Source organism: Actinomycetospora succinea, from assembly GCF_004363095.1.
In the GTDB taxonomy this organism is placed as follows: Bacteria; Actinomycetota; Actinomycetes; order Mycobacteriales; family Pseudonocardiaceae; genus Actinomycetospora; species Actinomycetospora succinea.
In genome coordinates this window covers 154,910-179,527 of sequence record NZ_SNYO01000010.1, presented here as the reverse complement: position 1 = coordinate 179,527, position 24,618 = coordinate 154,910, and the positions used below count along the sequence as shown (strand labels likewise).

Annotated in this window: 23 protein-coding genes; 19 read left to right on the top strand and 4 right to left on the bottom strand. The window is 75.4% G+C overall.

From position 1 onward, the window contains the following. The first annotated feature begins 2 nt into the window (after positions 1-2). The 8 genes from EV188_RS26130 to EV188_RS26105 are packed head-to-tail and all read left to right on the top strand — an operon-like array spanning position 3 to position 7,996. Positions 3-332, top strand: a complete 330-nt coding sequence (locus tag EV188_RS26130) for a BMC domain-containing protein (protein WP_133829250.1) — start codon at positions 3-5, stop codon at positions 330-332. Continuing rightward, the gene (locus EV188_RS31965) at positions 329-574 is read left to right on the top strand and encodes a EutN/CcmL family microcompartment protein (RefSeq protein WP_166660083.1); all 246 of its coding nucleotides are present in this window, start codon (positions 329-331) and stop codon (positions 572-574) included. The genes EV188_RS26130 and EV188_RS31965 overlap by 4 nt, the downstream gene beginning before the upstream one ends. After that, complete coding sequence (locus EV188_RS26125) at positions 571-1,713, top strand: PEP/pyruvate-binding domain-containing protein (protein ID WP_166660082.1); 1,143 nt, start codon at positions 571-573, stop codon at positions 1,711-1,713. The genes EV188_RS31965 and EV188_RS26125 overlap by 4 nt, the downstream gene beginning before the upstream one ends. Further along, positions 1,703-3,517 (top strand): PEP-utilizing enzyme, encoded by a 1,815-nt coding sequence (locus EV188_RS26120; RefSeq protein WP_133829248.1) that lies wholly within the window; start codon positions 1,703-1,705, stop codon positions 3,515-3,517. Before EV188_RS26125 ends, EV188_RS26120 begins: the two co-directional genes overlap by 11 nt. Then, a complete protein-coding gene (locus tag EV188_RS26115) occupies positions 3,514-4,221 on the top strand; it encodes an HAD-IA family hydrolase (protein ID WP_133829247.1) in 708 nt (235 codons plus the stop codon). Before EV188_RS26120 ends, EV188_RS26115 begins: the two co-directional genes overlap by 4 nt. After that, a complete protein-coding gene (locus tag EV188_RS32805) occupies positions 4,218-4,664 on the top strand; it encodes a RidA family protein (RefSeq protein WP_243742010.1) in 447 nt (148 codons plus the stop codon). The genes EV188_RS26115 and EV188_RS32805 overlap by 4 nt, the downstream gene beginning before the upstream one ends. Continuing rightward, positions 4,654-5,334, top strand: a complete 681-nt coding sequence (locus EV188_RS26110; RefSeq protein WP_243742009.1) for an alpha/beta hydrolase family protein — start codon at positions 4,654-4,656, stop codon at positions 5,332-5,334. The genes EV188_RS32805 and EV188_RS26110 overlap by 11 nt, the downstream gene beginning before the upstream one ends. Before the next feature lie 34 nt (positions 5,335-5,368). Continuing rightward, positions 5,369-7,996, top strand: coding sequence for an ATP-binding protein (locus EV188_RS26105; protein WP_133829245.1), 2,628 nt, complete (start codon positions 5,369-5,371; stop codon positions 7,994-7,996). On the opposite strand, the gene EV188_RS26100 is transcribed toward EV188_RS26105, so the two are convergent. Beyond that, positions 7,981-8,421, bottom strand: coding sequence for a nuclear transport factor 2 family protein (locus EV188_RS26100; RefSeq protein WP_208114378.1), 441 nt, complete (start codon positions 8,419-8,421; stop codon positions 7,981-7,983). The two genes, EV188_RS26105 and EV188_RS26100, sit on opposite strands and share 16 nt — an antisense overlap. Positions 8,422-8,531: 110 nt before the next feature. Here EV188_RS26100 and EV188_RS26095 point away from each other — a divergent pair, with 110 nt between their 5' ends. The 6 genes from EV188_RS26095 (at position 8,532) to EV188_RS26070 (ending at position 12,961) form a co-directional block, all read left to right on the top strand. Beyond that, entirely contained in the window at positions 8,532-9,830 is a 1,299-nt protein-coding gene (locus EV188_RS26095; RefSeq protein WP_243742008.1) for an alpha-hydroxy-acid oxidizing protein, read from the top strand. Between the two features lie 19 nt (positions 9,831-9,849). Further along, positions 9,850-10,599, top strand: coding sequence for a histidine phosphatase family protein (locus tag EV188_RS26090; RefSeq protein WP_133829243.1), 750 nt, complete (start codon positions 9,850-9,852; stop codon positions 10,597-10,599). 78 nt (positions 10,600-10,677) lie between these two features. After that, entirely contained in the window at positions 10,678-10,974 is a 297-nt protein-coding gene (locus EV188_RS26085) for a hypothetical protein (protein WP_243742007.1), read from the top strand. Then, positions 10,971-11,642: a DUF4383 domain-containing protein gene (locus EV188_RS26080; RefSeq protein ID WP_133829242.1), complete on the top strand. Its 672-nt coding sequence runs from the start codon at positions 10,971-10,973 to the stop codon at positions 11,640-11,642. The genes EV188_RS26085 and EV188_RS26080 overlap by 4 nt, the downstream gene beginning before the upstream one ends. Before the next feature lie 75 nt (positions 11,643-11,717). Continuing rightward, on the top strand, positions 11,718-12,527 hold the full coding sequence (locus EV188_RS26075; RefSeq protein ID WP_133829241.1) for an enoyl-CoA hydratase: 810 nt from the start codon (positions 11,718-11,720) through the stop codon (positions 12,525-12,527). 32 nt (positions 12,528-12,559) lie between these two features. Beyond that, positions 12,560-12,961 carry a VOC family protein gene (locus tag EV188_RS26070; protein WP_133829240.1) on the top strand — a complete coding sequence of 134 codons (402 nt, stop codon included), beginning with the start codon at positions 12,560-12,562 and terminating at the stop codon, positions 12,959-12,961. A gap of 85 nt (positions 12,962-13,046) precedes the next feature. On the opposite strand, the gene EV188_RS26065 is transcribed toward EV188_RS26070, so the two are convergent. Then, positions 13,047-13,778 carry a hypothetical protein gene (locus EV188_RS26065; RefSeq protein WP_133829239.1) on the bottom strand — a complete coding sequence of 244 codons (732 nt, stop codon included), beginning with the start codon at positions 13,776-13,778 and terminating at the stop codon, positions 13,047-13,049. 170 nt (positions 13,779-13,948) lie between these two features. On the opposite strand from EV188_RS26065, the gene EV188_RS26060 reads away from it, so the two are divergent. The 4 genes from EV188_RS26060 to EV188_RS26045 all read left to right on the top strand — a co-directional run bounded on the left by EV188_RS26060 (position 13,949) and on the right by EV188_RS26045 (position 17,356). Then, positions 13,949-15,094 (top strand): sensor histidine kinase, encoded by a 1,146-nt coding sequence (locus tag EV188_RS26060; protein ID WP_133829238.1) that lies wholly within the window; start codon positions 13,949-13,951, stop codon positions 15,092-15,094. Continuing rightward, entirely contained in the window at positions 15,091-15,774 is a 684-nt protein-coding gene (locus EV188_RS26055) for a response regulator (protein ID WP_243742006.1), read from the top strand. The genes EV188_RS26060 and EV188_RS26055 overlap by 4 nt, the downstream gene beginning before the upstream one ends. A 57-nt stretch (positions 15,775-15,831) precedes the next feature. Beyond that, positions 15,832-16,488 (top strand): winged helix-turn-helix transcriptional regulator, encoded by a 657-nt coding sequence (locus tag EV188_RS26050; protein ID WP_133829237.1) that lies wholly within the window; start codon positions 15,832-15,834, stop codon positions 16,486-16,488. 142 nt (positions 16,489-16,630) lie between these two features. Beyond that, positions 16,631-17,356, top strand: coding sequence for a dienelactone hydrolase family protein (locus EV188_RS26045; protein WP_133829236.1), 726 nt, complete (start codon positions 16,631-16,633; stop codon positions 17,354-17,356). 10 nt (positions 17,357-17,366) lie between these two features. Here the strand turns inward: EV188_RS26045 and EV188_RS26040 are convergent, their stop codons facing one another. Beyond that, a complete protein-coding gene (locus EV188_RS26040; protein WP_424922957.1) occupies positions 17,367-18,236 on the bottom strand; it encodes an enoyl-CoA hydratase-related protein in 870 nt (289 codons plus the stop codon). A 265-nt stretch (positions 18,237-18,501) separates the two neighbouring features. Here EV188_RS26040 and EV188_RS31960 point away from each other — a divergent pair, with 265 nt between their 5' ends. Further along, positions 18,502-18,744, top strand: a complete 243-nt coding sequence (locus tag EV188_RS31960) for a hypothetical protein (RefSeq protein WP_166660067.1) — start codon at positions 18,502-18,504, stop codon at positions 18,742-18,744. Between the two features lie 184 nt (positions 18,745-18,928). Here EV188_RS31960 and EV188_RS26030 read toward each other — a convergent pair whose 3' ends face one another. Continuing rightward, the gene (locus EV188_RS26030; protein ID WP_279536769.1) at positions 18,929-24,592 is read right to left on the bottom strand and encodes an ATP-binding protein; all 5,664 of its coding nucleotides are present in this window, start codon (positions 24,590-24,592) and stop codon (positions 18,929-18,931) included. Positions 24,593-24,618: the final 26 nt, after the last annotated feature.

Below are 24,618 nucleotides of genomic sequence, written 5' to 3'. Positions count from 1 at the left end.
TCATGGCCGAGCGGGGTGCGGGAGCGATCGGCATCCTCGAGACGCGCGGCGTCGTGGCGCTCGCAGCGGGCATCGAGGCGATGATGAAGACCGCCGACGTCGAGACCGTGACGGTCGACCGGGTCTCGAGCGGCTACCTGGCCGCGGCCGTGCGCGGGTCGCTCGCGGCGGTCCGCCAGGCGATCAACGCGGGGTCGGCGGCCGTCGAGCAGTACGGCGAGCTGCGGGCCGCGCAGGTGTACCCGAAGCCGCACGGGGTGTCGGTCGGGCTGCTGGAGAACGGGAGCGCGGACCGGCTGACCAGGGCGATCGAGTCGGGGACGTCGCAGTGATCCTGGGTGAGGTCGTCGGGCGCGTGTGGTCCGAGCGCGAGGTCGAGGGGCTCGGCGGGACGCGCATGGTGATGGTGCGCGACCAGGACTCCGGGGCGCAGCGGGTGGCCGTCGACCTGCTCGACGCCGGGACCGGCACGACCGTGCTCGTCGCCACCGACGAGGCCGCGGCGGCGGTGACCGGGCGCGCCTGCGTCGACGCGGCCGTCGTGGCCCTCGTCGCGGGGTGGGATGCGCCGTGAGCGGACCCTGGATCCTCGGCCTCGCCGACCCCGCGGCGGGAGACGTCGACGCCGTCGGCGGCAAGGGCGCCGGGCTGCACCGGCTCGTGGCCCTGGGCGCGCGGGTGCCGGCGGGGTTCGTCGTCACCACCGACGCGTTCCGGGCCGCGCTCACCGACACGGGCGACGTCGAGGCGCCCCTGCGCGCACTCTCGCCGGACGCCCCGATCGACCAGGTCGAGCGCGCGGCGTCCGAGGCCCGGGCGCGGCTGCTGCGCGCGGCCACCGCGGGCCCGGTGCTCGACGCCGTCCGCGCCGCCTACGACGGGCTCGCCGGCGGGATCGCGCGGGTGGCGGTGCGTTCGTCGGCGGTGGGCGAGGACGCCGCGGGCGCCTCGTTCGCCGGCGAGCACGACACGTTCCTCGAGCTGCGGGGCCGCGACGCGGTCGCCGACGCCGTGTGCCGGTGCTGGGCGAGCCTCTACACGGCGCGCGCGGTGTCGTACCGGGAGCACGCCGGGAGACGGAGCGATCAGGGGAGCACGCCGATAGGGGAGCTCGACCATGGAGCCGGCGCCGGGTCGGCCGGCGCGATGGCGGTGGTCGTGCAGGAGATGGTGCCGGCGCGCGCCGCCGGGGTGTTCATGACCCTGAACCCCGCGAACGGCGACCGCTCGACCGTGGTCTGCGAGGCGGTCTGGGGCCTGGGGGAGCCGCTGGTCTCCGGCACCGTGACCCCGGACCGGTTCGTCATCGACAAGATCAGCGGCGAGGTCGTGCGCCGCGAGGTGGCGCGGAAGGAGCGCTGCCTCGTCCGCGACCCCGAGCACCCCGGCACCCACGAGACCGACGTCCCGGCCGAGCGCCGCGAGCAGCCGTGCCTCGACGATGCCGAGCTCGCCGAGATCCTCGAGCTGGCGCGGCGCGTCGAGCGTGACGCCGGGGTGCCGCAGGACGGGGAGTTCGCGGTCGCCGAGCCCGGCGGCCCCGTCCGCGTCCACCTCCTCCAGACCCGCCCGGAGACGGTCTGGAGCACCCGCGCCCCGCGGGCGGCGACCAGCGGCGCCCAGTCGGCGCTGTCGGCGGTGCTCGCGACGCTCACCCGCGGCGCGGCCGCGACCAGCCCGACGCCCGAAGGGACGCCCGACCATGCCGGCTGACCGTTTCCCGAGCCCGTTCGAGATCGAGACCCCGCCCGGCGCCGAGGGCTGGGAGTCGATGTACGACTGGTACCACCTGTTCGGGCCCGAGCGCCGCGAGCTGGACGAGGGCCGGTTCTGGTTCGCCGACCGCCTGCACCACCCCGACGTGCTCCACCCGTACGACGAGATCCAGTGCGAGTGCTGGTGGCAGGCGCTCGGCGCGTTCAACACGCGGATCTTCGCGATGCCGCCCGCGTTCGGCGTCGACCAGCGCATCGTCAACGGGCGGCTCTACGTGACCCCCGTGGCCGCTCCGGCCGAGCACATCGGGGCCCGCGCCGAGGAGTTCGGGCGCCGCGCCGGGCACTACTACGAGCGCTGGGACGCGATCTACGCGGAGTGGAAGGACAAGGTCACCGCGAAGCTCGACGAGATCCGGTCGCTGCGCTTCGAGCCGCTGCCCGACCTGGAGCCCGAGAGCACGGTGTTCGACCACGTCGGGCACTCGGCGGGGTTCCGGATGATCCGGGACTTCGACCGGCTCGTGCTCACGATGTACGAGACCTACCAGTACCACTTCGAGCTGCTCAACATCGGCTACGCGGCCTACCTGACGTTCTTCGGGCTCTGCCGCCAGGCGTTCCCCGACATCTCCGACCAGTCGATCTCGCGGATGGTCGGCGGGCTGCGCGTCGAGCTCTACCGGCCCGACGACGAGCTCAAGCGCCTCGCCAAGGAGGCCCAGCGGCTCGGGCTGGTCGAGCGGCTCTCGGGCACCGAGGACGCGGCGACGCTCTTCGCGGGCCTGCGCGCCGACGCGGCGGGCGCCGAGTGGGTCGCCGACTGGGAGCGCACCGCCGACCCGTGGTTCCTCATCAACACCGACCCCGGGCACCCCGGCGGGTACCACACCTACCCGACCTGGGCCGACCAGCCGGACATCCCGCTGACCTCGGTGCGCGAGTACCTGCGCCGGCTCGAGGACGGCGAGTCGATCGACCGGCCGACCGACGAGGTGCTCGCCGAGCGCGACCGGATCACCGCCGGCTACCGCGAGCTGCTCTCCGACGCCGACCGCGCCACGTTCGACGAGACCGTCGCGCTGGCCCGCCAGGTGTTCGCGTTCATCGAGGAGCACGTGCTCTACATCGAGCACTGGATGTGGGCGACGTTCTGGGCGAAGTCGCACGAGCTCTCCCGCGCGCTGGCCGCGATGGGCGAGATCGACGAGCCGGAGGACATGTTCTTCCTGCGCCGCTACGAGGTCGCCGAGGCGATCTACGACTGCGTCGCGGCGTGGTCGGTCGGCTCGCGCCCGCGCGGCGCCGAGCACCTCCGCCCGACGATCGCCCGCCGCCGCGAGATCTACACGGCGCTGCGGGCGTGGGAGCCGCCGCCGGCGCTCGGGCCGCCGCCGACGCAGATCGACGAGCCGTTCACGGTGATGCTGTGGGGGATCACGACGTCGACGGTCTCCGAGTGGCTGCGCGCCGACGGCGACGAGGGCGTCCTGCGCGGCACGGCGGGCTCGCCGGGCATCGTCGAGGGCCCGGTCCGGGTGGTCACGCACCCCAACGAGCTCACCGAGGTCCAGCCCGGCGACGTGCTCGTCTGCCCGGCGACCTCGCCGTCGTGGGCGCCGGTGTTCGCGCGGATCGCCGCCACGGTCTCCGACGTCGGCGGGATCATGAGCCACACCGCGATCGTGTGCCGGGAGTACGGCATGCCGGCGGTCGTCGGTACCGGCAACGCCGTGTCCACCCTGCGCACCGGCCAGCAGGTGCGGGTCGACGGGAACACGGGTGTGGTGACGGTCCTGTGACCTCCTGTGCCCCGCGTCCCCCGGGGCCGCCGGAGCCGACGCCGCCGGACGCCGTGCGCGCCGGGCGGCGGCGGGCGCTGCGCCGGACCCGGACCGCGGGCGGCACGCTGCTGCTCGACATGGGCGGCGTCGTGATCCCGACGCTGTTCGAGTCGACCGACGTCCCCGGCTTCCCGGCCGGCCCGACGGGCGTCGACGAGGACTACCGGTCGGTCGAGGCGGGCCGGTCCCAGGAGCGGGACTACTGGGCGCGCCTGGTCGAGCGCCGTCCCGATCTCGACATCGGCGCGCTGTGGCGGGACTGCTCCTACGTGCGCGGGGAGGTGCTCGGGCTGATCGCGCGGCTCGCGGGCCGGGTGCGGGTCGTGGCGTTCACCAACGACATGGCGCACTGGTTCGGCGACGAGTGGCCGGCCCGGTTCCCCGCGGTGGCCCGGTTCGACGGCGTGCTCGAGGCGGCGAAGCTCGGCGTCCTCAAGCCCGACCCGCGGGCCTTCCGGGTGGCGGCGGACGCGCTCGGCGAGGACCCCCGGCGCTGCCTGTTCGTCGACGACCTCGCCGCGAACCTCGACGGCGCCCGCAGCGCGGGGATGGCCGCCGAGCTGTTCGACGTCACCGACCCGGCCGGCTCGGTCGCGCGCGTGTCCCGGGCGCTCGGGCTGCCGGCGGAGGAGCCGCGGCGCCGGCGGGTGTGGGCGCCGTGAGCACTCCTGAACAACGGCTCGACGAGCTGGGCCTGGAGCTCCCGCCGCTCCGGCGACCCGCCGGGCACTACCGTGGCTGGACGATGGCCGGGGACGTGCTCCACCTGGCCGGGCAGGGCGCCGACGGGCACACCGGGCGGCTCGGCGCGGACCTGTCCGTTGCCGATGGCTACGCCGCGGCCCGGGCCTGCGCGCTCAACCTGCTCGCGCAGACCCGCGACGCGCTGGGCTCGCTGGACCGCGTCGCCCAGGTCCTCGTGCTGCGCGGCTTCGTCGCGTGCACCGACGACTTCGTCGACCAGCCCGGCGTCGTCGACGGGGCGTCGGACCTGCTGGCGGCGGTGTTCGGCGAGCGCGGGGAGCACGCGCGGACCGCGATCGGGGTGCGCGCGCTGCCCAAGGGGTTCGCCGTCGAGCTGGACGCGATGCTGCGTGTGCGCTGAGCGGATCTCCTACGGCCCCGGCGAGCACCAGTTCGTCGACGTCTACCCGGGAGCCGGGCCACCCGTCGTCCTGCTCCACGGCGGCTTCTGGCGGTCCCGGGTGGCGCTCGACCACATCGCCCCGGTGGCCACGGACCTGCACGCGCGCGGGCACGCGGTGGTCAACGTCGAGTACCGCCGCGTGGGCCAGGGGGACTGGCCGGCGACGCTCGAGGACGTCGAGGCGGCCCTGCGCACGGTGGACGCCCCGGCGGTGGTCGTGGGCCACTCGGCGGGCGGGCACCTCGCGGCGTGGGTGGCGTCGCGCGTCCCGGTGCGCGGCGTGGTGTCGCTCGCCGGGGTGCTGACCCTCGCCGACGCGGCGCGCGAGGGCATCGGCGACGGCGCCGCGCGGGCTTTCGTCGGGGCCGGACCCGACGAGGCGCCCGAGCGCTACGCCCTCGCCGACCCCGCGGCCCTGCTGCCGCTGGGCGTGCCCGTGCGGGCGGTGCACGCGCCCGACGACGACCGGGTGCCGTTCGCGATCAGCCGCGCCTACGCCGAGACCGCGCGGGCCGCCGGCGACGACGCGGTGCTCGTCGAGGTCCCCGGCGACCACTTCACGCTCGTCGATCCCGCGCACGCCACGTGGCCGACCGTGTACGGACAGATCACGGATCTGATCGGCTAGTGCGGAGGTGCTCTGACCTGCGACGATCGTCGGGGTGAGCACCGCCCTGCTCGAGCGTGCCGGCGAGCTCGAGGCCCTCGACGCCGCGCTCGCGGCCGCCTCCGGCGGGCACGGCGGCGTGGTGCTGCTCGCGGGCGAGGCGGGGATCGGCAAGACGAGCCTGATCCGCTCGTTCCTCGACCGCGTCCCGGCCGGCACGCGGGTCCTCGTCGGGGCGTGCGACGACCTGGTCACGCCCCGCACGCTCGGTGCGGTCCGCGACGCCTTCGCGGGGCACTCCGGGCGCCTCGACGGCCTCCTCGCCGAGGGCAGCCGCGACGACGTGCTCGTCGGGGTGCTCGCCGAGCTCGTCGACGGGGACCGCCCGACCGTGCTCGTCGTCGAGGACGTCCACTGGGCCGACGACGCGACCCTCGACGTGCTGCGCTACGTGTCCCGGCGGATCGAGCGGACGTCGGCGGTGCTGGTGGTCTCGTACCGCGACGACGAGGTCGGTCGTGACCATCCCGCGCAGCGGCTGCTGGGCGGGCTGGCCGGGACGTCGGTGCGCCGCGTGGTGGTGCCGCGGCTCTCGCACGCGGCGGTGGCGGCGCTCGCCGGGGCGCGGTCGGTCCAGCTGTTCGCGCTCACCGGCGGCAACCCGTTCTACGTCACGGAGGTCCTCGCCGCGGGGGACGACGCGGGGGACGACACCGTGCCGCTCACCGTCGCCGACGCCGTGATGGCCCGGGTCCACGGGCTCCCGCCGGCGACCCGGACCGCGCTCGAGCAGCTGGCCGTCGTGCCCTCGCAGGTCGAGCTGCCGCTGGCCCGCGCGCTGGTCGGCGACCTCACCGTGCTCGCGGAGGCCGAGCGTCGCGGGGTCCTGGAGGTGCGCCCCGACGCGGTCGCGTTCCGGCACGAGCTGGCGCGCCGGGCGGTGGAGGACGCGCTGCCCGCGAGCGAGCGGATGCGGTCGCACACCGCGGTCCTGGAGGCCCTCCTCGCGCGGGACGGGGTCGACCTTCCCCGCGTGCTGCACCACGCCGTCGAGGCCGCCGACGACGAGCGGGTCGTCGAGATCGCCCCGCGGGCGGCGGCGCAGGCGGCCCGCGACGGCAGCTACGGCCAGGTCGTCGGCTGTCTTCGCCTGCTGCTCGCGCGCGAGCACCTCGTGCCCGCCGCGGACGTCGCGGCGGCCCGCCACCAGCTGGCCGACGCGCTCTGGGCGATGGACGAGCCGACCGAGGCGCTCGAGCACGGCCTGGCCGCGGTGCGGATCCTCGAGGAGCTCGGCGACGTCGTCGGGCTGGGCGAGGCCCTGATCGTGCTCGGGCCCGCGCAGTGGTCACTGGCGCTGACCGCCGACGCGAAGGCGAGCCTGGCGCGGGCGGTCGCGCTGCTCGAGTCGGTGCCGGAGACGCCGGCCCGGACCTACGCGCTGCTGTGGCGCTCGGTGCTCCTGGCCATGGTCGGGGGCGACGACGTCCTCGCCTCCGCCGAGGCGGCCGCGGCCTCGGCGGAGCGCACCGGCACCCCCGAGCACCTCGGGATGAGCCTGACCTGCCTCGGCCGGGCGCGACTGATCGGGGGCGAGCACGACGCGGGCCTCGAGCTCATGCGCGACGGCCTGGCCGCCACCCGGGCGGCCGGGGCCCACACGTTCACCCTCATCGCCTACGGGTTGCTCGTCCTCGACCTGTTCGCCCTCGCGCGCTACGACGAGTGCCGGCGCCACCTCGACGAGGCGATCGCCTACGCCGAGGAGCTCGAGACGTGGTTCCTCGCGACGTCGTGGCAGGCCGTCGGGTACCGCCTGCGGGCGGTGCACGGCGACTGGGAGGGCGCGATCGCCGGGCTGCGCGGGATCGCCGGCGTCCGGGGTGAGCCGGAGCGCGGTTCCCTGCGCTACGCGCTCCCGCCGCTGGCCCGCCTGCTCGCGCGCCGCGGTGACGACGACGCCGCGGCGCACCGGGCGTGGGCGTGCGACCTCGCCGCCCGCGCCGAGTGCTACGACATCTGGTGGGCGTCCGGGCTCGTGGAGATCGAGACGGCGTGGCTGGCCGGGCGCCCGTCCGACGCCGACGAGGCGCTGGCGCGGCTGGACGAGCTGACCGCCCGCCCGGGCCGCGAGCACGACCGCGGCGAGCTGGCGCGGTGGCGTCGCCGTCTCGGGTCGGCGGTGGACGTGCCCGACGGCGCGCGCCCCGTCCACGCCGCCGGCATCCGCGGCGACTGGGCCGCCGCGGCCGCGATCTGGGAGGCCGAGGGCGCGCCGTACCACCAGGCGCTCGAGCTGCTCGACTCCGGCGCGCCGGACCCGACCCTGCGCGCGCTGCGGATCCTCGACGGGCTCGGCGCTCGTCCCGCCGCGCGCCTGGCGCGGCAGCGGCTGCGCGCGCTCGGCGTGTCGCACATCCCGCGCGGCCCGTACGCGGCCACCCGCGCCAACCCCGCCGGCCTCTCCGACCGGCAGGTGGAGGTGGTGCGCCTGCTGGCCGAGAACCTCACCAACGCCGAGATCGCCGCCCGCCTCGTCATCTCCGAGAAGACCGCCGACCACCACGTCTCGGCGATCCTCGCGAAGCTCGAGGTGCGGACCCGCCGCGAGGCCGCGGCCCGGGCGCGCGAGCTCGGTGTCGTCCCCGAACGGCGCCGCACCCCTCGTCAGGGGTACGGGTAGCCGCGCTCCGCGTACTCGAAGCCGCCGAGCTCGAGGCGCTCATAGCCCGAGGCCTGGGGCGAGGCGTAGTAGGCGCGGATCTCGGTGATGAGGCCGTCGTCGTCGAACTCGTACCACTCCGCGCCACGCAGGATCACCCCGAGCGACCCCTTGTGGTGGGTCCATTCGCAGACGGCCTGGCGGCGCGGCTCGTCGACGACGATGGCGTCGACGGTCCACGACGACCCGCGCTCGCGGACCGCCGTGGCCCAGCGCTGGGCGATCACGCGCGCGCCGACCCAGGGCCCGTCGTACATGTCCGGCGGGAAGAAGTGCCGGGCGTTGCCGGCGAGGTGGGCGGCGACCGCGTCGGCGTCGCCGGACGTGCAGGCGTCCATGTAGCCCCGGACCGTGGCCTCGAGCTCCGCCGACGTCGTCCCGCTCAACGTGTCTCCCTCGGGTCGCAGGTGTGCCGCGCGAGGATGCGGATTTCCTGACGTCGAACGCAAGCGTGGCCCCCAGGCTGGAACAGGCAGGGCACGCGAGGATGGGTCCCGTGAGCCAGAGCGGGCGGGTGCGACAGGACGAGGTGTACCGGGCGGGGATCACCGGGCGCCGCCCGGCGGTGCCGACGGCGTTCCCGGCGCTGGAGCGCCGGGCGCGGTGGGTGATGTCGCGGCGGGCGCACGCCTACGTCGCCGGCGGCGCGGGCAGCGAGGAGACCGTGCGCGCCAACCGGGCGGCGTTCGAGCGGTGGCGGATCGTGCCGCGGATGCTGCGCGGGGTCGGCGAGCGGGACACGTCGGTGGAGCTGTTCGGCCGCCGCCACGAGCACCCGCTGCTGCTCGCGCCGATCGGCGCCACCGACCTCGTGCACCGCCGCGCCGACCTCGCCGTCGCCGAGGGCGCCGCGCACGCCGGCGTCTCGATGATCGTGTCGAACCAGGCGGGCTTCCCGATGGAGGAGATCGCGCCACGGGCGACGGCCGGCTGGTGGTCGCAGCTCTACTGGTCGACCTCCGACGACCTCGTCGACAGCTTCCTCCAGCGCGCCGAGGCCGCCGGTGCCGGCGCGGTCGTCGTCACCCTCGACACGACGACGCTCGGCTGGCGCCCGCGCGACCTCGACCTCGGGCACCTGCCCTTCGCCCGCGGCCTCGGCATCGCGCAGTACACGTCGGACCCGGTGTTCGCGCGGCTGGCGCAGGAGACCGCGGATGGTCCGCGCCGGGCGAGTCCGCGGCCCACACCCGCGGCGGTGCGGACGCTGCTCGAGATCAGCCGCCACCACCCGGGCCGGTTCGCCGACAACCTTCGCTCGCCGCTGCCCCGCGCCGCCGTCGAGACCTTCCTGCGCGTCTACTCCCGCCCCACGCTCTCCTGGGACGACATCGCCACCCTGCGCTCGCGCACCCGCCTGCCGGTGGTGCTCAAGGGCGTCCTGCACCCCGACGACGCCCGGCGCGCGCTGGACCACGGGGTGGACGGGGTGCTGGTCAGCAACCACGGCGGGCGCCAGGTCGACGGGTCGGTGCCGACGCTCGACGCGCTGCCCGGCGTCGTCGAGGCGGTCGACGGGCGCGCGCCCGTGCTGCTCGACTCGGGGGTGCGCAGCGGCGCCGACGCCGCCCGCGCGCTGGCCCTCGGCGCGACCGCGGTGTGCCTCGGGCGTCCCTGGGTCTACGGGCTGGCGATCGCGGGGGCGGCCGGCGTCGCCCAGGTCGTGCGCGACGTCCTCGCCGAGCTGGACCTCACGCTCGCCCTCGCCGGGGCGCGCACACCGGCCGACGTGGAGCTGGAGCCGTTCGCCCCCTCGTTCGGCAGCGCGGAACCCGCCGTGCGCCCGCGGCGGTGATCGCGCCAGGGTGGAGGGCATGACCCGGGTGCTGCTGATCCGCCACGGCGAGACCCACGGCTACTTCGACGACGTCGGGCTCACCGAGCTCGGCGAGGAGCAGTGCCGCGCGAAGGGCAAGGAGCTCGCCGCGGTGCTCGCCCCGGGGACGCGGGTGGCGATGCCGCACGCCCCGACGGCCCGGGGCACGGCGACCGCGGTGCTCCTGCGCGAGGTGCTGCTCGCCGAGCTCGGCCCGGACAGCGGCGTCGAGATCGGCGAGCTGGTGACCGACGCCCGCTTCGACAGCCTGCAGTTCCTCTACGGGGGGCAGGCGCGCGAGTCGTCCGGGGTCGCCAAGCACCGGATCGGGCTGGAGGGCGAGCGCCCGGACTGGGCGGTGGCCTTCGACCGCTTCGACACCGACTTCGGCGCGGGCTCCAAGGCCGGCGGGCCGATCGACCGCTGGATGGTCTCCACCGACCTGCACTTCGAGCCGCCCCAGGTGATCGCGTACCGCGCCTGGGCCGGCGTCCGTGCCCAGGCGCCCGGGACGGTGGCGCTGGCGAGCTCGCACTCGGCGCTGCTGCGGGGCTTCGCCAGCGCGGCGCTGGGCCACGACGTCGGCGAGCCGCGCAATCTCGAGCACGTCGAGGTCGACCTCGACGGCGACCGGGCGACGGTGACCTTCCGCGGTGAGTCCGCCGACGTCGAGGTCCCCGCCGAGGTGCCGCCGTGGCTGGACCCGGCCTACCTCGACGCGGGGCACCGGGCGGCCCACCGCTGGTGACGTTTCGGCCGCCCGCGTGCGGCCGATGCTCCTGGGTCAGCCCTCGACCCCCTGACTGATCCTCCCGGGAGCACCCGCATGTCCCTCGCCGACACCCTCGCCCGCTGGCGCGCCCGCCTGACCGGCGAGACCGGGCCCGTCGGCCCGTCCACCGCGACGCAGCCCACCGAGTCCGACGCGGGGCACGACCCGCGCACCGCCGCCTCCCGTCCCACCGGGGGCGCGCACACCGAGCACCGCGGCGACCGGGGCTCGGTCACCGGCACCGGCGACACCGACGTGTTCGTCGGCCGCGCCGCGGGCCAGGACCCCGGCTACGCCGGGGAGACCGGCGCCGAGGCGCGGCGCGAGGCCGAGCAGCGGGACGAGCGATGAGCACCGGCTCGGGCGGCGTCGTCCGGATCCACCGCGTCGGCGCGGTCGTCGTCGCGCTCGTCATCGCGGCGTTCGGCGTGCTCGGGCTCGTCGGCGGGCTGTCGTTCTTCGACACCACCGGCACGCCGCTGCTGGGCCTGTCGACCAACGGGGCGCTGTCGGCGATCTCGCTGGTCACGGCCGTGGTGCTCGTCGCCGCGGCCATCCGTGGCGGCCGCCTCGCGTCGACCGTGATGATGGTCGTCGGGACGCTGTTCCTCGTCTCGGCGTTCGTCAACCTGTGGCTGATCGGGACGCCCTACAACCTGCTGGCGTTCCGCCTGCCCAACGTCTTCTTCTCGATCGGTGCCGGCATGGTGCTGCTGTTCACCGGCGCCTACGGGCGGGCCTCGGCGAAGCTCCCGCCCGACAACCCGTACAAGCAGGAGCGGCGCCCCGACGATCCCGAGGACCACGGTGACGCCGCGGAGGCGCCCGAGGACGCCCACCGCCAGCCGCGCCCGTCCTCGCAGGCCGAGGCGGACGCCGACCTCGCGATGGCCGAGGCGGAGCGGGCGCTGGCGCAGGGCGGCGCCGACGACGAGCAGCGCCGACGCCTCGCCGCCGTCGACCACGCCCGCACCCACGAGGAGCGCCGCGCGATCTGGATGCGGTTCGAGCCCCACTGACCTGTCCGGTCGGACAGGGTCGTCGGGGCCGTCTCGATCTGGCCCCCGTCGCGCACGACTGATAGACGTGGACGCATGAGCGCGACCACGGCCGTCGATCCCACCGTCACCCCGGGCGCCGTCAGGGTCGAGGTCGACGGACCCACCGCGGTGCTCACGCTCGACAACCCGAAGCGGCGCAACGCGCTGTCCGTCGCCACGATGACCGAGCTGACCGCGGCGCTGCGCGACGTCGCGGACCGCGAGGGCGTGCGGGCCATCGTGCTGCGCGCCGAGGGCCCCGCGTTCTCCGCCGGCCACGACCTCTCCGAGATGGTCGACCGGACGCTCGACGAGGAGCGCGAGGTCTTCGCGGTCTGCACCGACCTCATGACCGCGCTGCACGCGGTGCCCCAGCCCGTCATCGCCGCCGTGCAGGGCGTGGCCGTCGCCGCGGGGTGCCAGCTCGTCGCCGCCTGCGACCTCGCGGTCGCCGCCGAGGGCGCGGTGTTCGGCACGCCCGGCGTGAAGATCGGGCTGTTCTGCTCCACGCCGATGGTGGCGGTGACCCGCGCGATCGGGCGCAAGCGCGCGATGCAGCTGCTGCTCACCGGCGAGACGATCGACGCCCCCACGGCCGCCGACTGGGGCCTGGTCAACCAGGTCGTCGCGGCCGACGAGCTCGACGGCGCGGTCCGCGCGCTCGCGGCCAAGGTCGCCGACGCCAGCGCGGTCACCCTGCGCATCGGCAAGGAGGCGTTCTACCGGCAGGTCGACCTGCCCGAGGACGCCGCCTACGAGCAGATGCGCGAGACGATGGCGACCAACGCCATGACCTGCGACGCGCAGGAGGGCATGTCCGCCTTCCTCGCCAAGCGGGCCCCGCAGTGGCAGCACCACGACTAGCCACCGACCCCGTACGAGGCAAAGGAGCCCCGATGGCCTTCCCCGGCCTGCAGCATGTCGCGATCACCGTCTCCGACATCGGTCGCAGCACCGAGTGGTACACCCGGCTCCTCGGCGCCGAGCCGGTGCTCACCGAGGACGAGGAGGGCGGCGAGTTCCACCACGTCGTGTACGCCCTCGACGGCGGCTCGCTCTTCGGGCTGCACACGCACATGGGCAAGGAGTCGAAAGACCGCGCCGACGAGCGCCGCACCGGCCTCGACCACATCAGCTTCGGCCTGTCGGGCACCGCCGAGCTCGAGCAGTGGCGCGACAAGCTCGACTCGCTGGGCATCCAGCACGGCGGGATCAAGAAGGCGCACTACGGGTCGGGCATCTCGTTCCGCGACCCCGACAACATCGCCCTCGAGTTCTTCATCGCGCCGGGCACCTGAGCCCTCCCGCGACGACACGAACGAACGGCGCTTTCGCTGCTACGCGAGCAGCGAGAGCGCCGTTCGTTCGTTCAGGGGGCGGGTCTCAGGCCGCGGCGAGCTCCTCGCGGCGCACGCGGGCCGAGGCGCGCTGAAGCAGGCGGGCGCCGACCACGATCATCGGCGCCACCGACAGGGCCATGCCGGCGAGGATGCCGAACGAGACGGGCACGAAGAAGCCGGCGAACCCGATCACCGGGGCGAGCAGCAGCCACCAGCTGACGACGCCGGCGCGGGCGAGCGCGGCGATCACGAGCGGGACGCCGACGAAGCCGACGAGGCGCCCGCTGACCAGCCACGTCGACACCCACGGGTCGGCGACGGCGGTGTCGAAGATCGTCGTTGCCTGGTCGAGAGGGACGGTGTTCGCGGCCGCGCCGATGAACCAGTCGTAGGCCAGCAGACCGGAGAGCTGGATCGCCGAGAACGACGTGACGATCGCGGCGAGCGGCACCACCACCCGGCCCCGCGGGCCCCGCACGAGCCCGATGATCGCCAGGACGCCGAGCGCGAAGGCCACCCACGAGTAGTGCAGCAGCCCCGCCGACAGCGCGGTGAGCCACGGGTCGGCGCCCAGGCTCGCGACGTAGTCCCGCGACGCGTCCGACGCCTGGGGTGGTGACGTGGCGATGCCGGCCGTGAACAGGACCGGGAACGCGATCAGGGCGAGACCGGCGGCGGCGCGGACGAACGCCGGCGAGCCGGAGACGTCGGGGCTCCCGGAGGCGGACGGGGCGGCGGTGGCGATGACGTCGGTGCGGTCGGTGGCGGTGCTCATGGCGGTGGCTCCTCGTGGTTGCATTGCTCTCATCGAGCGATACGAGAAGGTTAGGAAGCCGCCTACGATCACGGATCGTGTCTGTGGTCCGTGATGATCCTCCGCTGGTCCACCCCGGGTCGTCCCGTGGGAGGACCCGCGGGACGACGCCACGGCCTAGCGTCCGCGCGATGAGCCCGCTCGCCGTCCGCGTCGCGATGTCGGTGGGCGGCGCCGCGCTGGTGACGGCGGCCTCGCTCGTCGAGGCCCTGACCTACCGCGAGGCCTCGCTCGGCAGCGTCCTGCTCCCGATGGCGGTGCTCATCGCCGGCGCCGCGGCCGCGCCGTTCCTGCCCGCCGTCGGGGTGGTCGCGGCGGCCGTGAGCTTCCCGTTCCAGGTGTTCCTCACCCCCGACTCCCCGGGCATCGGCGGCACCGCGCTGATCACGATGATGGTGCTCATCGCCTACGGCGCCCTGCGCCTGCGCCCGCGCTGGAGCGCGCTCGGGGCGGCGGTCGCCGGGCTCGGTGCCGCGGCGTCGATCGTCGTCGACGGCGAGTCCCTGTTCGAGTTCGTGTTCTTCGCGGCGACGATGGGCGGCTCCTGGACCCTGGGCTGGCTGCTGCGCCGCGAACGCCGCCGGGGCGCGGAGCTGCGCGAGCTCGCCGCCGCCCTGGCCGCCGAGCGCGAGCGCTCCGGGCGCCTCGCGGTGGTCGAGGAGCGCGCCCGCATCTCCCGCGAGCTCCACGACGCCGTCGCGCACACCGTCAGCGTCATGACGCTGCAGGTCGGCGTCCTGCGCCGGCGCCTGCAGGAGACCCCGGAGGGCGAGGTGCTGCGCTCGGTCGAGGAGCTGGGCCGGCGCTCGGTCGACGAGCTGCGCCGCGTCGTCGGGGCGCTGCGCGAGGAGTCCGAGGACGGGAACCCCCTCGACCCCGCGCCCTCGCTCACCCGCCTCGACGCGCTGGTCACCGAGCTGGGGCGGGTCGGGCTCACCGTGACCGTGCGCCACGACGGCGACCCCACGCCCCTCGCCCCGGCGATGGACACCTCGGCCTACCGGATCGTCGCCGAGGCCCTCACCAACGTCCTGCGCCACGCCGGCACCGCCGACGCCGAGGTCGTGCTGACCCACCGCCGGGAGGCGCTCGGGATCGCGGTGCTCGACCGCGGCGCCGGCGCGGCCGCGGCCGACGCCGGGGACGGCCACGGCCTGCTGCACATGCGCGAGCGCGCCGCGCTCTTCGGCGGCACCCTGCACGCCGGCCCGCGCGAGGGCGGCGGGTACGGCGTCGAGGCCGTCCTCCCGCTCGCCGCCGCGGCGGTGCCCGCGTGAGCGAGGCGCCGATCCCGACACCGATCAGGGTGGTCCTCGCCGACGACGAGAACCTCGTGCGGGCCGGGCTGCGGATGCTGCTCGAGGGCGAGCCGGACCTCGTCGTCGCCGGCGAGGCCCCCGACGGGCGGGCCGCGGTCCGCGTCGCGCTCGACGCCCGCGCCGACGTGGTCCTCATGGACGTGCGCATGCCCGGGCTCGACGGCATCGGCGCCGCGCACGCCCTCGCGGAGGCCGGGTCACCGGCCCGCGTGCTCGTGCTGACCACGCTCGACGAGGACGAGACCCTCGAGGCGGCGCTGCGCGCGGGCGTGGCCGGTTTCCTGCTCAAGACCGCCCCGCCCGAGCAGATGCTCGACGCCGTGCGGCGGGTCGCGGCGGGCCAGGGCGCGCTCGACCCGTCGGTCGTGCCGCGGGTCGTGGCCGCCGTCGCCCGCGGACGACCCCGCCGCGAGCCGCCCCGCGAGCTCGCGACGCTCACCGCGCGTGAGACCGAGGTGCTGACCGAGGTGGCCCGCGGGCTGTCCAACGCCGAGGTCGCCGCGCGCCTGCACCTGGGGGAGACGACCGTGAAGACCCACCTCGGGCGCGTGCTCGACAAGCTCGGGATGCCCGACCGCCCGCGGCTGATCGCGTTCGCGTGGGAGCACGGCGTCGTCACGGCCGGGCACGGATCGTGATGGTCCTACAAAGCAACTTACCGGGTCGGTAGACGTATCCGGTGGTAGGGTGCGGCTATGGCTGCACGACGGGACTACTTCGACGGCTGCGGCGCGGCGCACGCGCTCGACCTCGTGGGCGAGCGGTGGGCGCTGCTCGTGGTGCGCGAGCTGGTGCTCGGTCCCAAGCGTTTCACCGACCTGCGGGCGGGCCTGCCGCACGCCAGCCCGAACGTGCTCTCGCAGCGCCTGCGCGAGCTCGAGGACGCGGGCGTGCTGCGCCGGCGCCGGCTGCCCCCGCCCGCCGCGTCGGCGGTCTACGAGCTCACCGAGTGGGGCCAGGAGCTCGAGCCGGTGCTCCAGTCGCTGGGCCGCTGGGCCGCCCGCTCGCTGCCCGAGGCGGACAGCATCAAGGTCGACTCGTTCATCCTGTCGCTGCGCACCCTGTTCGTCCCGGAGCGCGCCGCCGACGTCGACGTCACCCTGCAGCTCGTGCTCGACGAGCAGCCGTTCCGTGTCCACCTCGCCCACGGCGAGCTCGACATCGAGCGGGGCGAGGTGTCCGGCGCGGACGTCACCGTGCGCTGCTCGCCGACGACGCTCGCCGGCGTGGTGCACATGGGCCTGCCGATCGCCGACGCCGAGGCGCAGGGCCAGCTCGTGCTCACCGGCGACGCCACGGCGCTCGAGCGGCTGGTCGACAGCGTGCAGATGCCCGAGCCGCTGCCCGCCTGAGGCTGCTAGCTTTCGTCCGGGCCGTGGCCGAGAGCGAGGAGGTGGTACCCGTGACCGTTGCGACGTGGGTGCTCCCTTCCGGGGCCACGGTCGGGCGATAGGTCGTCCGGGAGCGCCGTCCGAGCTCCCGAAGGGCACGACCATGCACCTCACCGCGGCACGGCGCCTCGACGACGGCGTCGACGAGCGCACCTTCATCCTCGACGGGATCCCCGGCGTCCTGTGGACGTCCGGGTCCGCGCCCGCACCCCTGATCCTGCTCGGCCACCCCGGCGGGCTGTCCCGCATGTACCCCCGGCTGGTGGCCCGCGCCCGGCGCTGCGTGGCGCAGGGCTACGCCGCGGCCACCCTCGAGCTCCCGGGGTGCGGCGAGCGGCCCCGTTCCGCCGTCGCCGACGAGGCCCGCGCCGACCTGCGCCGCGCGGTGCAGGCCGGCGAGCCGGTCGCCGACGAGATCGTCGACCGGCTCGTCCTGCCGCTCGTCGAGCAGGCGGTCCCGGAGTGCCGGGCCGCCCTGGACGCCCTGCTCGCGCTGCCCGGGATCGAGGGACCGGTCGGGTACGCGGGCGGGGTGATCTCCGTCGGCGTCCGGCTCGCGGTGGTCGAGCCGCGCCTCGCGGCCGCCCTCCTGTTCGCCGGGAGCTACGTGCCGCGCCGCATCGTCGAGGAGGCGCGGCAGGTCACCGTCCCGCTGCTGGTCCTGCTGCAGTGGGACGACGAGGGCAACGACCGGCGGATGGCCCTCGACCTGTTCGACGCCCTGGGCTCGACGGAGAAGACGCTGCACGCCAACACGGGCGGGCACACCGGCGTCCCGGAGTTCGAGGGGGACGACGCCGACCGGTTCTTCGCCCGGCACCTGACCTGACGCCGTGCCCTCAGGGGCGGGCGGGCCACTCCGGGACGATGTCGGTGTGGTCGCGGGTGCGGCGCAGCGGGAACGCCGGCGGGCGCTTCTCCAGGAAGGCCGTCACGCCCTCGGCGGCGTCGGCGTCGCGGCCGAGCTCGAGGACGGCGCGCGAGTCGAGGGCGTGCGCCTCCCAGGGCGACGAGGCCGAGAGCATCGACCACATCATCTGCCGGGTCAGCGCCACCGACACCGACGACGTGTTCTCGACGACCTCGCGAGCCAGCGCGTAGGCGGTGTCGAGCAGGTCCTCGTCGGGGACGACGCGCGAGACGAGCCCGCCCTCGAGGGCCTCGCGCGCCCCGAACACCCGCCCGGTCATCGCCCACTCCATGGCCCGCGAGATGCCGACGACGCGCGGGAGGAACCAGCTCGACGCCGCCTCGGGCACGATCCCGCGGCGCGCGAACACGAACCCGAAGCGCGCCGAGGCGCCGGCGACGCGCACGTCCATCGGCAGGGTCATCGTCGCCCCGACGCCGACCGCCGCCCCGTTGACCGCCGCGACGACCGGGACGCGCAGGGCCGCGAAGCGCAGCGACACGACCCCGCCGCGGTCGCGCCCGACGCCGTCGACCTCGCCGTAGCGCGCGGCCTTCTCGCGCCCGCGGTCGTCGAACGTGCTGCCGCCCTCGCCCAGGTCGGCGCCCGCGCAGAACGCGCGGCCCCGCCCGGTGACCACCAGGACGCGGACGGCGTCGTCGGCGTCGATCGCGTCGCACGCGGCCACGAGCTCGTCGCACATCTGCCCGGTGAACGCGTTCATCCGCGCCTCCCGGTCGAGCACGATCGTCGCGATCCCGTCGACCACCGAGTACTCGATCTCGGTGTAGCCCTCCACCGCCACGCGGACCTCCTCGTCTCCGACGGACCGCACCCTCTCGCCACCGACGGGAACGGTCAACCCTGACTGGAAGGCGGCACGCAGCGCAGCGGAGCTGCCGCGCCGGAGGCCGGACACTGCGGGGCGTCGCACGGGCCACGGGACGGTCTCGGGCGCCGCGGGGCGTGGACACACCCCCGATGGGGTAGGAAGGTCACAGTCCGGGTCGACGGTGCGGTCGCCCGTTCCCCGATCGGCGCCCCCGAGCGCCCCAGGAGGACCCGTGACCACGCTGATCAGCGCCGCCGAGGCCGCCGAGCCCGCCGAGGAGGTCGTCGTCCCCGTTCCCGGGACCGTCGACGCCGCCACCCTGAGCTGCCGGCTGCACGCCGTCATGGCCGACCCCACCACGCACACCGTGGTCGTCGAGGCCGGCGAGCGTGCCGACGACCCGGACCTCGCCCGCGTCCTGGCCTGCGCGCGCGACACCGCCGCGAGCCGCGGCCTGGAGTTCGTCGTGCGGTAGAGCGTGTCGGACCCCCGTGCTTTCCTGGAGACATGTCGTTCGTCCACGGGCACGCGCGCGAGTCGGGGTGGGTCATGTCCCACTACCGGCGGCCCCAGCTCGCCGGGGACGACCAGCTCGACCTGTCCCTCCCCGCCCCCCGCACGGGAGACGAGGAGGACGAGCCTCAGGAAGACGACGACGCTCAGGAGGACGGGGAGGACGAGCCCCGCGCCAGCGTCTTCTCCATCCCGCGCGCCACGGCCTCCACGAGGTAGGGCCGCAGCCGCGCCGGGTCGACGATCGCGTGCACCGAGCCCATCTCCTGGGCCCGGGCCACCGAGTGCTTGGTGTCGAACTCGTCGGCGACCTGCCCGAGCTTCTCCGAGCGCACGACCGGCCGGACGCTGGCGAGCTCGCCGCGCAGCTCCGCGACGTCCTCGCCGCGCTCGAGCCGCTCGCTGATCCGGCTCTCGAGGTCGGCGACGCGCGGGTCGGCGGCGGTGCGCTTGGCGACCTCGCCGGAGAACACGACCGCGGCCGCCGGCGCCCCGCCGATCACCGAGGCGTAGGAGCCCTCGACCGCCGCGACCTCCATCTCGTCGTTGAGCGTCCCGGAGAACACGACGAAGGCGCCGCCGTGGTAGCGCGAGACCACGCAGAAGACGATCGGCCCGTCGAAGTTGACGACCGCGCGGCCGATCTCCGCGCCGTACTCGAGCTGCAGGCCGCGCAGCGACTCCGGGGAGCCGTCGAAGCCCGACAGGTTCGCGAGCACGACCACCGGCCGGTTGCCGCTCGCGGCGTTGATCGCCCGCGCGGTCTTCTTCGACGAGCGCGGGAAGAGCGTTCCCGCCGTCCACTGCGACGGCCCGTCGACCGGCGGCGGGCCGTGGCGCGGCAGCGGCTTGGACTCGATGCCGATGAGCTCGACGGGCTGCCCGCCGAGGTGGGCGTCGAGCACCACCACCGACTCGGCGGCCTGCATGTCGGCCCAGCGCTCGAGCGTCCCGTGGTCGTCGTCGGCGACGGCGCTCATCAGCGAGCGGATGTCGAAGGGCTTCTTGCGCTCGGCGTTGCTCGCCGGGTCGAAGATCTCGCCGATCGACGTGAACCCGTCGTCGTGGTGCGGCGCGGTGCGCACGTCGCGCTCGACGGGGTCCTTCGTGGGGGCGGGGCGGGGGAACCGCTCGCCGGGCACGACGTAGGTGTGCCGGTAGTGCGCGAGCAGCACGTCGACGGCCCCGGAGAGGTCCGGCGCCCAGTACTGCGCCTCGCCGTTCGGGCCCATGATGCGGTCGTAGCCGCCGATGCCGTAGTTGTCCTCGGCGGAGACGCCGCCGGAGTAGTCCAGCGACTGCTTGCCGGTGAGGACCATCGCCGAGTCCGGGGTCATGACGAGGATGCCCCGGGTGTGCATGAGCATCGTGGCCTCGGCGTTCCAGTAGGGCTGGGCGCCGACGTTGATGCCGGTGACGACGACGTTGATCTCGCCGCCGCGCTGGGTGAAGTCGATGATCTCCCGGAGCACGCGGGAGATCCAGTCCATGTTCTCGGTGCCGGAGTCCATGGCGATCTTCGCGCCGGCCGACACCGCGTACCACTCGATCGGCACGCGGTGCTCGCGCGCGAGGTCGATCGCGGCGAGCACCCGCCGGCACTCCGGCTCGGCGATCGCCCCGAGCGCGCGGGTGGGGTCGCCGAGCAGCACCACGCGCGTGAGGCCCTCGGGCTGCCGGCGCGTCGGCGTCGTGACCATGCCGAGGACGAAGTTCGCGGTGTTCGCCCCGTAGGGCCGCTCGACCGGCACCGGTCGCAGCGTGTCCGGGTCGAGGTCGTACTCGGTGAACGTGCCCGGCTCGCCGCCCTGGTCGGGGCTGCGGGTCAGCAGCGGCACGAGCTCGTAGGGGTAGAGCGCCCCGCGGCGGGCAGCCTTGATGACCTTCTGCGTGTACGCGTCCAGTTCGCCCATCGGGTGGCTCGGCGGCGCGGTGACCCGCAGCGTGAGCCCGGCGCCCGGCGGGCGGGACATGCGCAGCAGGAACTCGCCGTCCGGCGTCCGGAAGCGCACCATGACCTGCTCGATGCCGAGGGACTCGGTGCGCGGGGCGAGCGTGCGCACGATCCCGTCGAGCTCGGTCAGCGGCACGTCGACCAGCGGCCACACGTAGAGCAGCACGCGGTTCCAGCGCAGCGCGGCGAGGTCCGCGTCGGCGGCGCGGGCCGAGCGCAGGCTGTCGAGCGCCGCGTCGAGCACGGCCTCGACCTGGGGGAGGGCCCGCACCGCGCCGTCGTCGCCGCGCAGGATCGTCAGGTCGCGGACGTCGCCGGTGACGATGAGGCGGCGGTCCTCGGGGACGTTGCGGCCCTGGGCGTGGAACAGGTGCACGTCGGTGGCCGAGGGCAGGCGGGTGAGCGCGAAGTCGCGCAGCCGCCACAGGCCGAGGCGCTCGGCGACCATCGGGTGCAGGCCGCGCAGGGTCCGGTCCTCGACCGGCTGCACGCCGTCGGGCCCCGGGGTCTCCTCGGGCCGGAAGGTGAACCAGCTGGTCGCGGCGCCGCCGTGGTCGCCGTCGTGGACGGTGCCGCGGATGCCGACCGTCACCCGCCCGACCGCCCCGGGCATCGTGCCGATCGAGTCCCGGATGCGCGTCGCGCGCTCCTCGGGCCCGTCCGGGGCCTCCGGGCCGCGCGGTGAGGTGACGTAGAGGTCGACGAGCACGGTGTCGCCCGACGGCAGCGCGTCGATGAGCCGGTGCAGGTCGGTCTGGACCGTCGCCGGGGCGGTGGCGCCGTCGGGCTGGTCGACCGTCGCGACGGTGGCGAGGACGACGTAGGAGTGCCCGTCGTGCTCGTAGCGCGCGGTGAGCAGGGGGCGCCCGTCGTGCTCGTCGACGCGGACGTCGCCGAGGGGCCGGATGAGCCCGTAGTAGCGGCGGGTCATCACCTCGAGCATCACCGCGTGGTGGCGCTGCGAGAACAGCCCGAGGATCGGTTCGCCGGACGCGACGATGGCGTCGATCTGCCCCCGGCGGGTCGCGGGATCGTCGGACAGGGCGTCGAGCTCGGCCCGCACCCGCTCCTGGGTCTGCTCGCGCTCGGCCTCGATCAGCGGGGCGTCGAAGCAGCGGAACCGGACCTGGCGGGCGAGGTCGCCGATCTGCGGGTGGCGCACCTGGGTGGCCGCGACGAGGTGGTCGAGCACCGTGCGGTACCCGTCGCCGTCCGCCGACACCGACTCCGGCGCGCGCAGGCGGGCCCCCAGCAGCGCGGCGACCACCGGCTGGTGCGCGCCGGCGCGGCGGTGGGCCAGGAACATCCGGTAGAGCGCGGGGCCGAGCAGCTCCGGCGCGGCGTCGAGCCCGGGCACCCCGTAGTGCTCGAGCGCCCGGCGCAGCTTGAGCCGGAACGACTCGGGCAGCACCTCGGCGTCGGCGTCGCGCGAGCGCAGGTAGGCGTAGAGGTACTCCTGCGGGTTGCGGGCGGACTCGTCGTCGACGGCGGTGTCGTCGTCCTCGCCGGGGCCGCCCTCGAGGCGGCGGTTGCGCGAGAGGGCGGACAGGTCCGCGACGATCCGCAGGATCCCGATCTCGTCGCGCAGCAGGTCCGGGTCGTCGGCCGGGAGCTCCCCACGGGCGCGGTCGAGCGCGTCGAGCAGCGGCTTCGCCTCGCGCTCGTCCACGTCGTAGCCCAGCACGAGCGCGCGCAGGGCCGCGAGCGCGTCCCGGGCCCGCGTGCGGGCGTCGGCCTGCTCGTCCTCGGGCAGCGGCGACGCCAGCGCCGCCAGGCTGACCCGCTCGTCGCCGCCCGTGTCGGCGGCGTCGTCGGCGTCGGGCTCGAGGCGCACGAGCCGCGACCCGCCCTCGACCTGGGTGTTCGCGTCGACCAGCACCTCGGCGACGCGGCCGCTGACCGGGGCCCGCAGCGCGGTCTCGAGCTTCATGCTCTCGACGACGGCGACGGTGTCGCCCTCCGAGACCGTGTCGCCGGCGGAGACCGGGATCGAGACGACCATCGCGGGCGCGGGCGCGCGGACGAGTCCGGCCTCGCCGCCGGCGATGCGGTGCACGGCGCCGTCGACCTCGACGAGGTAGTCCGGGCCCTGCGCCACCGACAGGACGCCGAACGTGCGGCCGCCGACGGTCAGGCGGCGCTCGAAGCGCCCGGAGCGCTCGACGACGACGTCGACCCCGGAACCATCGCCGTCGCCCTCCAGCACGACCCGGTAGTGCGACGGGCGCGTGCGGGCCACCCGCAGCCGGTAGGACTCGCCGACGACGCGGACGTCGACCTGGTGCCAGACCTCGTGGCCGACCTCGGGGCGCCCGCGCTCGGCGGAGAGGAACAGGCGGCCCTGCTGGCGGAACTCGTGGGCCTCGTGGGCCTCGACGGCGGCGGCGAGCAGGGCGATGTCGACGCGGCGCGGCGGGGTGTAGCCGTCGGCCATCATCGTGTCGAGCCAGGTCGTGTCCGCGGTGCCCTCGGTGACCTCGGGGCGCGAGAGCAGGTCGAGCAGGAACGCCTTGTTGGTCGTGCCGCCCTCGACGACGACCGCCGTCTGGCGGATCGCGCGGGCGAGCCGGGCGCGCGCCTCGTCGCGCGTGCGGCCCCAGGCGATCACCTTGGCGATCATCGAGTCGTACTGCGGCGGGATGACGTCGCCGGCGGCCACGCCGGTGTCGACGCGGATGCCGGGGCCCGCGGGCAGCACGAGGTGGCGGATCGCGCCGGGGGCCGGGGCGAAGCCGCGCTCGGGGTCCTCGGCGGTCAGCCGCGCCTCGATGGCGTGCCCGGAGGCCGGCGGGTGGATCGGGTCTTGCATGATCGAGTCCCCGAGCACGTCGGCCAGGGATCCGCCCATCGCCACGTGCAGCTGGAGCTTGACGACGTCGACGCCGGTGACGGCCTCGGTGACGGGGTGCTCGACCTGCAGCCGGGTGTTGACCTCCATGAACGAGAGGACCTCGTTCGCCGGGTCGTAGAGGAACTCCACCGTGCCGGCGTTGACGTAGCCGGCGGCGCGGGCGAGGTCGGCGGCGCTCTGGCGCAGCAGCCGGTCCTGCTCGCCGGTCAGCGCCGTCGACGCGGACTCCTCGAGCACCTTCTGGTTGCGGCGCTGGACGCTGCAGTCGCGGACCCCGAGCGTCACCACGCCGCCCGCGGCGTCGGCGACCACCTGCACCTCGACGTGCCGGCCACCTCGCACGGCGCCCTCGAGGAACACCGTGCCGTCGCCCGCGGTGCGCTCGCCCTCGGCCGACGCGCGGGTGAAGGAGTCGTCGAGGTCCTCGGCGCGCGCGACGAAGCGGATGCCGCGGCCCCCGCCGCCTGCCGTCGCCTTGACCATCAGCGGGAAGCCGATCTTCTCCGCGGCGGTGCGCGCGGCCTCGACGTCGGCGACCGGCCCGCCGCTCCACGGGGCCATCGGGACGCCGACGCTCTCGGCGATCCGCTTCGACTCGATCTTGTCGCCGAGCCGCTGCATGGTCTCGGAGTTCGGCCCGACGAACGTGATGCCGAGGCGCTCGCACAGCGCGGCGAACTCGGCGCGCTCGGAGACGAAGCCCCAGCCGGGCCAGACCGCGTCGGCGCGGCGGGAGACCAGCGCGCGCTCGAGCTCGGCGAGGTCGAGGTAGGGCACGGGGCCCATGTCGTCCGGGTCGTCCGGACCGATGAGGACGGCCTCGTCGGCCTCGCGCACCGCCATCGCGTGGCGGTCGACCGCGGTGTGCACCGCGATCGTGCGGATCGGCGGGAGGAGGCCCTCGTGCTCGGCGTTCCACTCCCGGACGGCGTTGATCAGACGCATCGCGGGCTCGCCGCGGTTGACGATCGCCAGGCGCTGGAACGGACGAGGCGGCACGCTCACGGTCGCCGACCCTAACCGCGACGGGC

Excerpts from the sequence above, each read along its gene's own strand:
- EV188_RS26065 (WP_133829239.1), bottom strand. The coding sequence starts at position 13,778 with ATGAGCACCGCCACCGACCGCACCGACGTCATCGCCACCGCCGCCCCG.
- EV188_RS26045 (WP_133829236.1), top strand. The coding sequence starts at position 16,631 with ATGCACCTCACCGCGGCACGGCGCCTCGACGACGGCGTCGACGAGCGC.
- EV188_RS26080 (WP_133829242.1), top strand. The coding sequence starts at position 10,971 with ATGAGCACCGGCTCGGGCGGCGTCGTCCGGATCCACCGCGTCGGCGCG.
- EV188_RS26090 (WP_133829243.1), top strand. The coding sequence starts at position 9,850 with ATGACCCGGGTGCTGCTGATCCGCCACGGCGAGACCCACGGCTACTTC.
- EV188_RS26060 (WP_133829238.1), top strand. The coding sequence starts at position 13,949 with ATGAGCCCGCTCGCCGTCCGCGTCGCGATGTCGGTGGGCGGCGCCGCG.
- EV188_RS26130 (WP_133829250.1), top strand. The coding sequence starts at position 3 with ATGGCCGAGCGGGGTGCGGGAGCGATCGGCATCCTCGAGACGCGCGGC.
- EV188_RS26070 (WP_133829240.1), top strand. The coding sequence starts at position 12,560 with ATGGCCTTCCCCGGCCTGCAGCATGTCGCGATCACCGTCTCCGACATC.
- EV188_RS26050 (WP_133829237.1), top strand. The coding sequence starts at position 15,832 with ATGGCTGCACGACGGGACTACTTCGACGGCTGCGGCGCGGCGCACGCG.
- EV188_RS26120 (WP_133829248.1), top strand. The coding sequence starts at position 1,703 with ATGCCGGCTGACCGTTTCCCGAGCCCGTTCGAGATCGAGACCCCGCCC.
- EV188_RS26075 (WP_133829241.1), top strand. The coding sequence starts at position 11,718 with ATGAGCGCGACCACGGCCGTCGATCCCACCGTCACCCCGGGCGCCGTC.
- EV188_RS26085 (WP_243742007.1), top strand. The coding sequence starts at position 10,678 with ATGTCCCTCGCCGACACCCTCGCCCGCTGGCGCGCCCGCCTGACCGGC.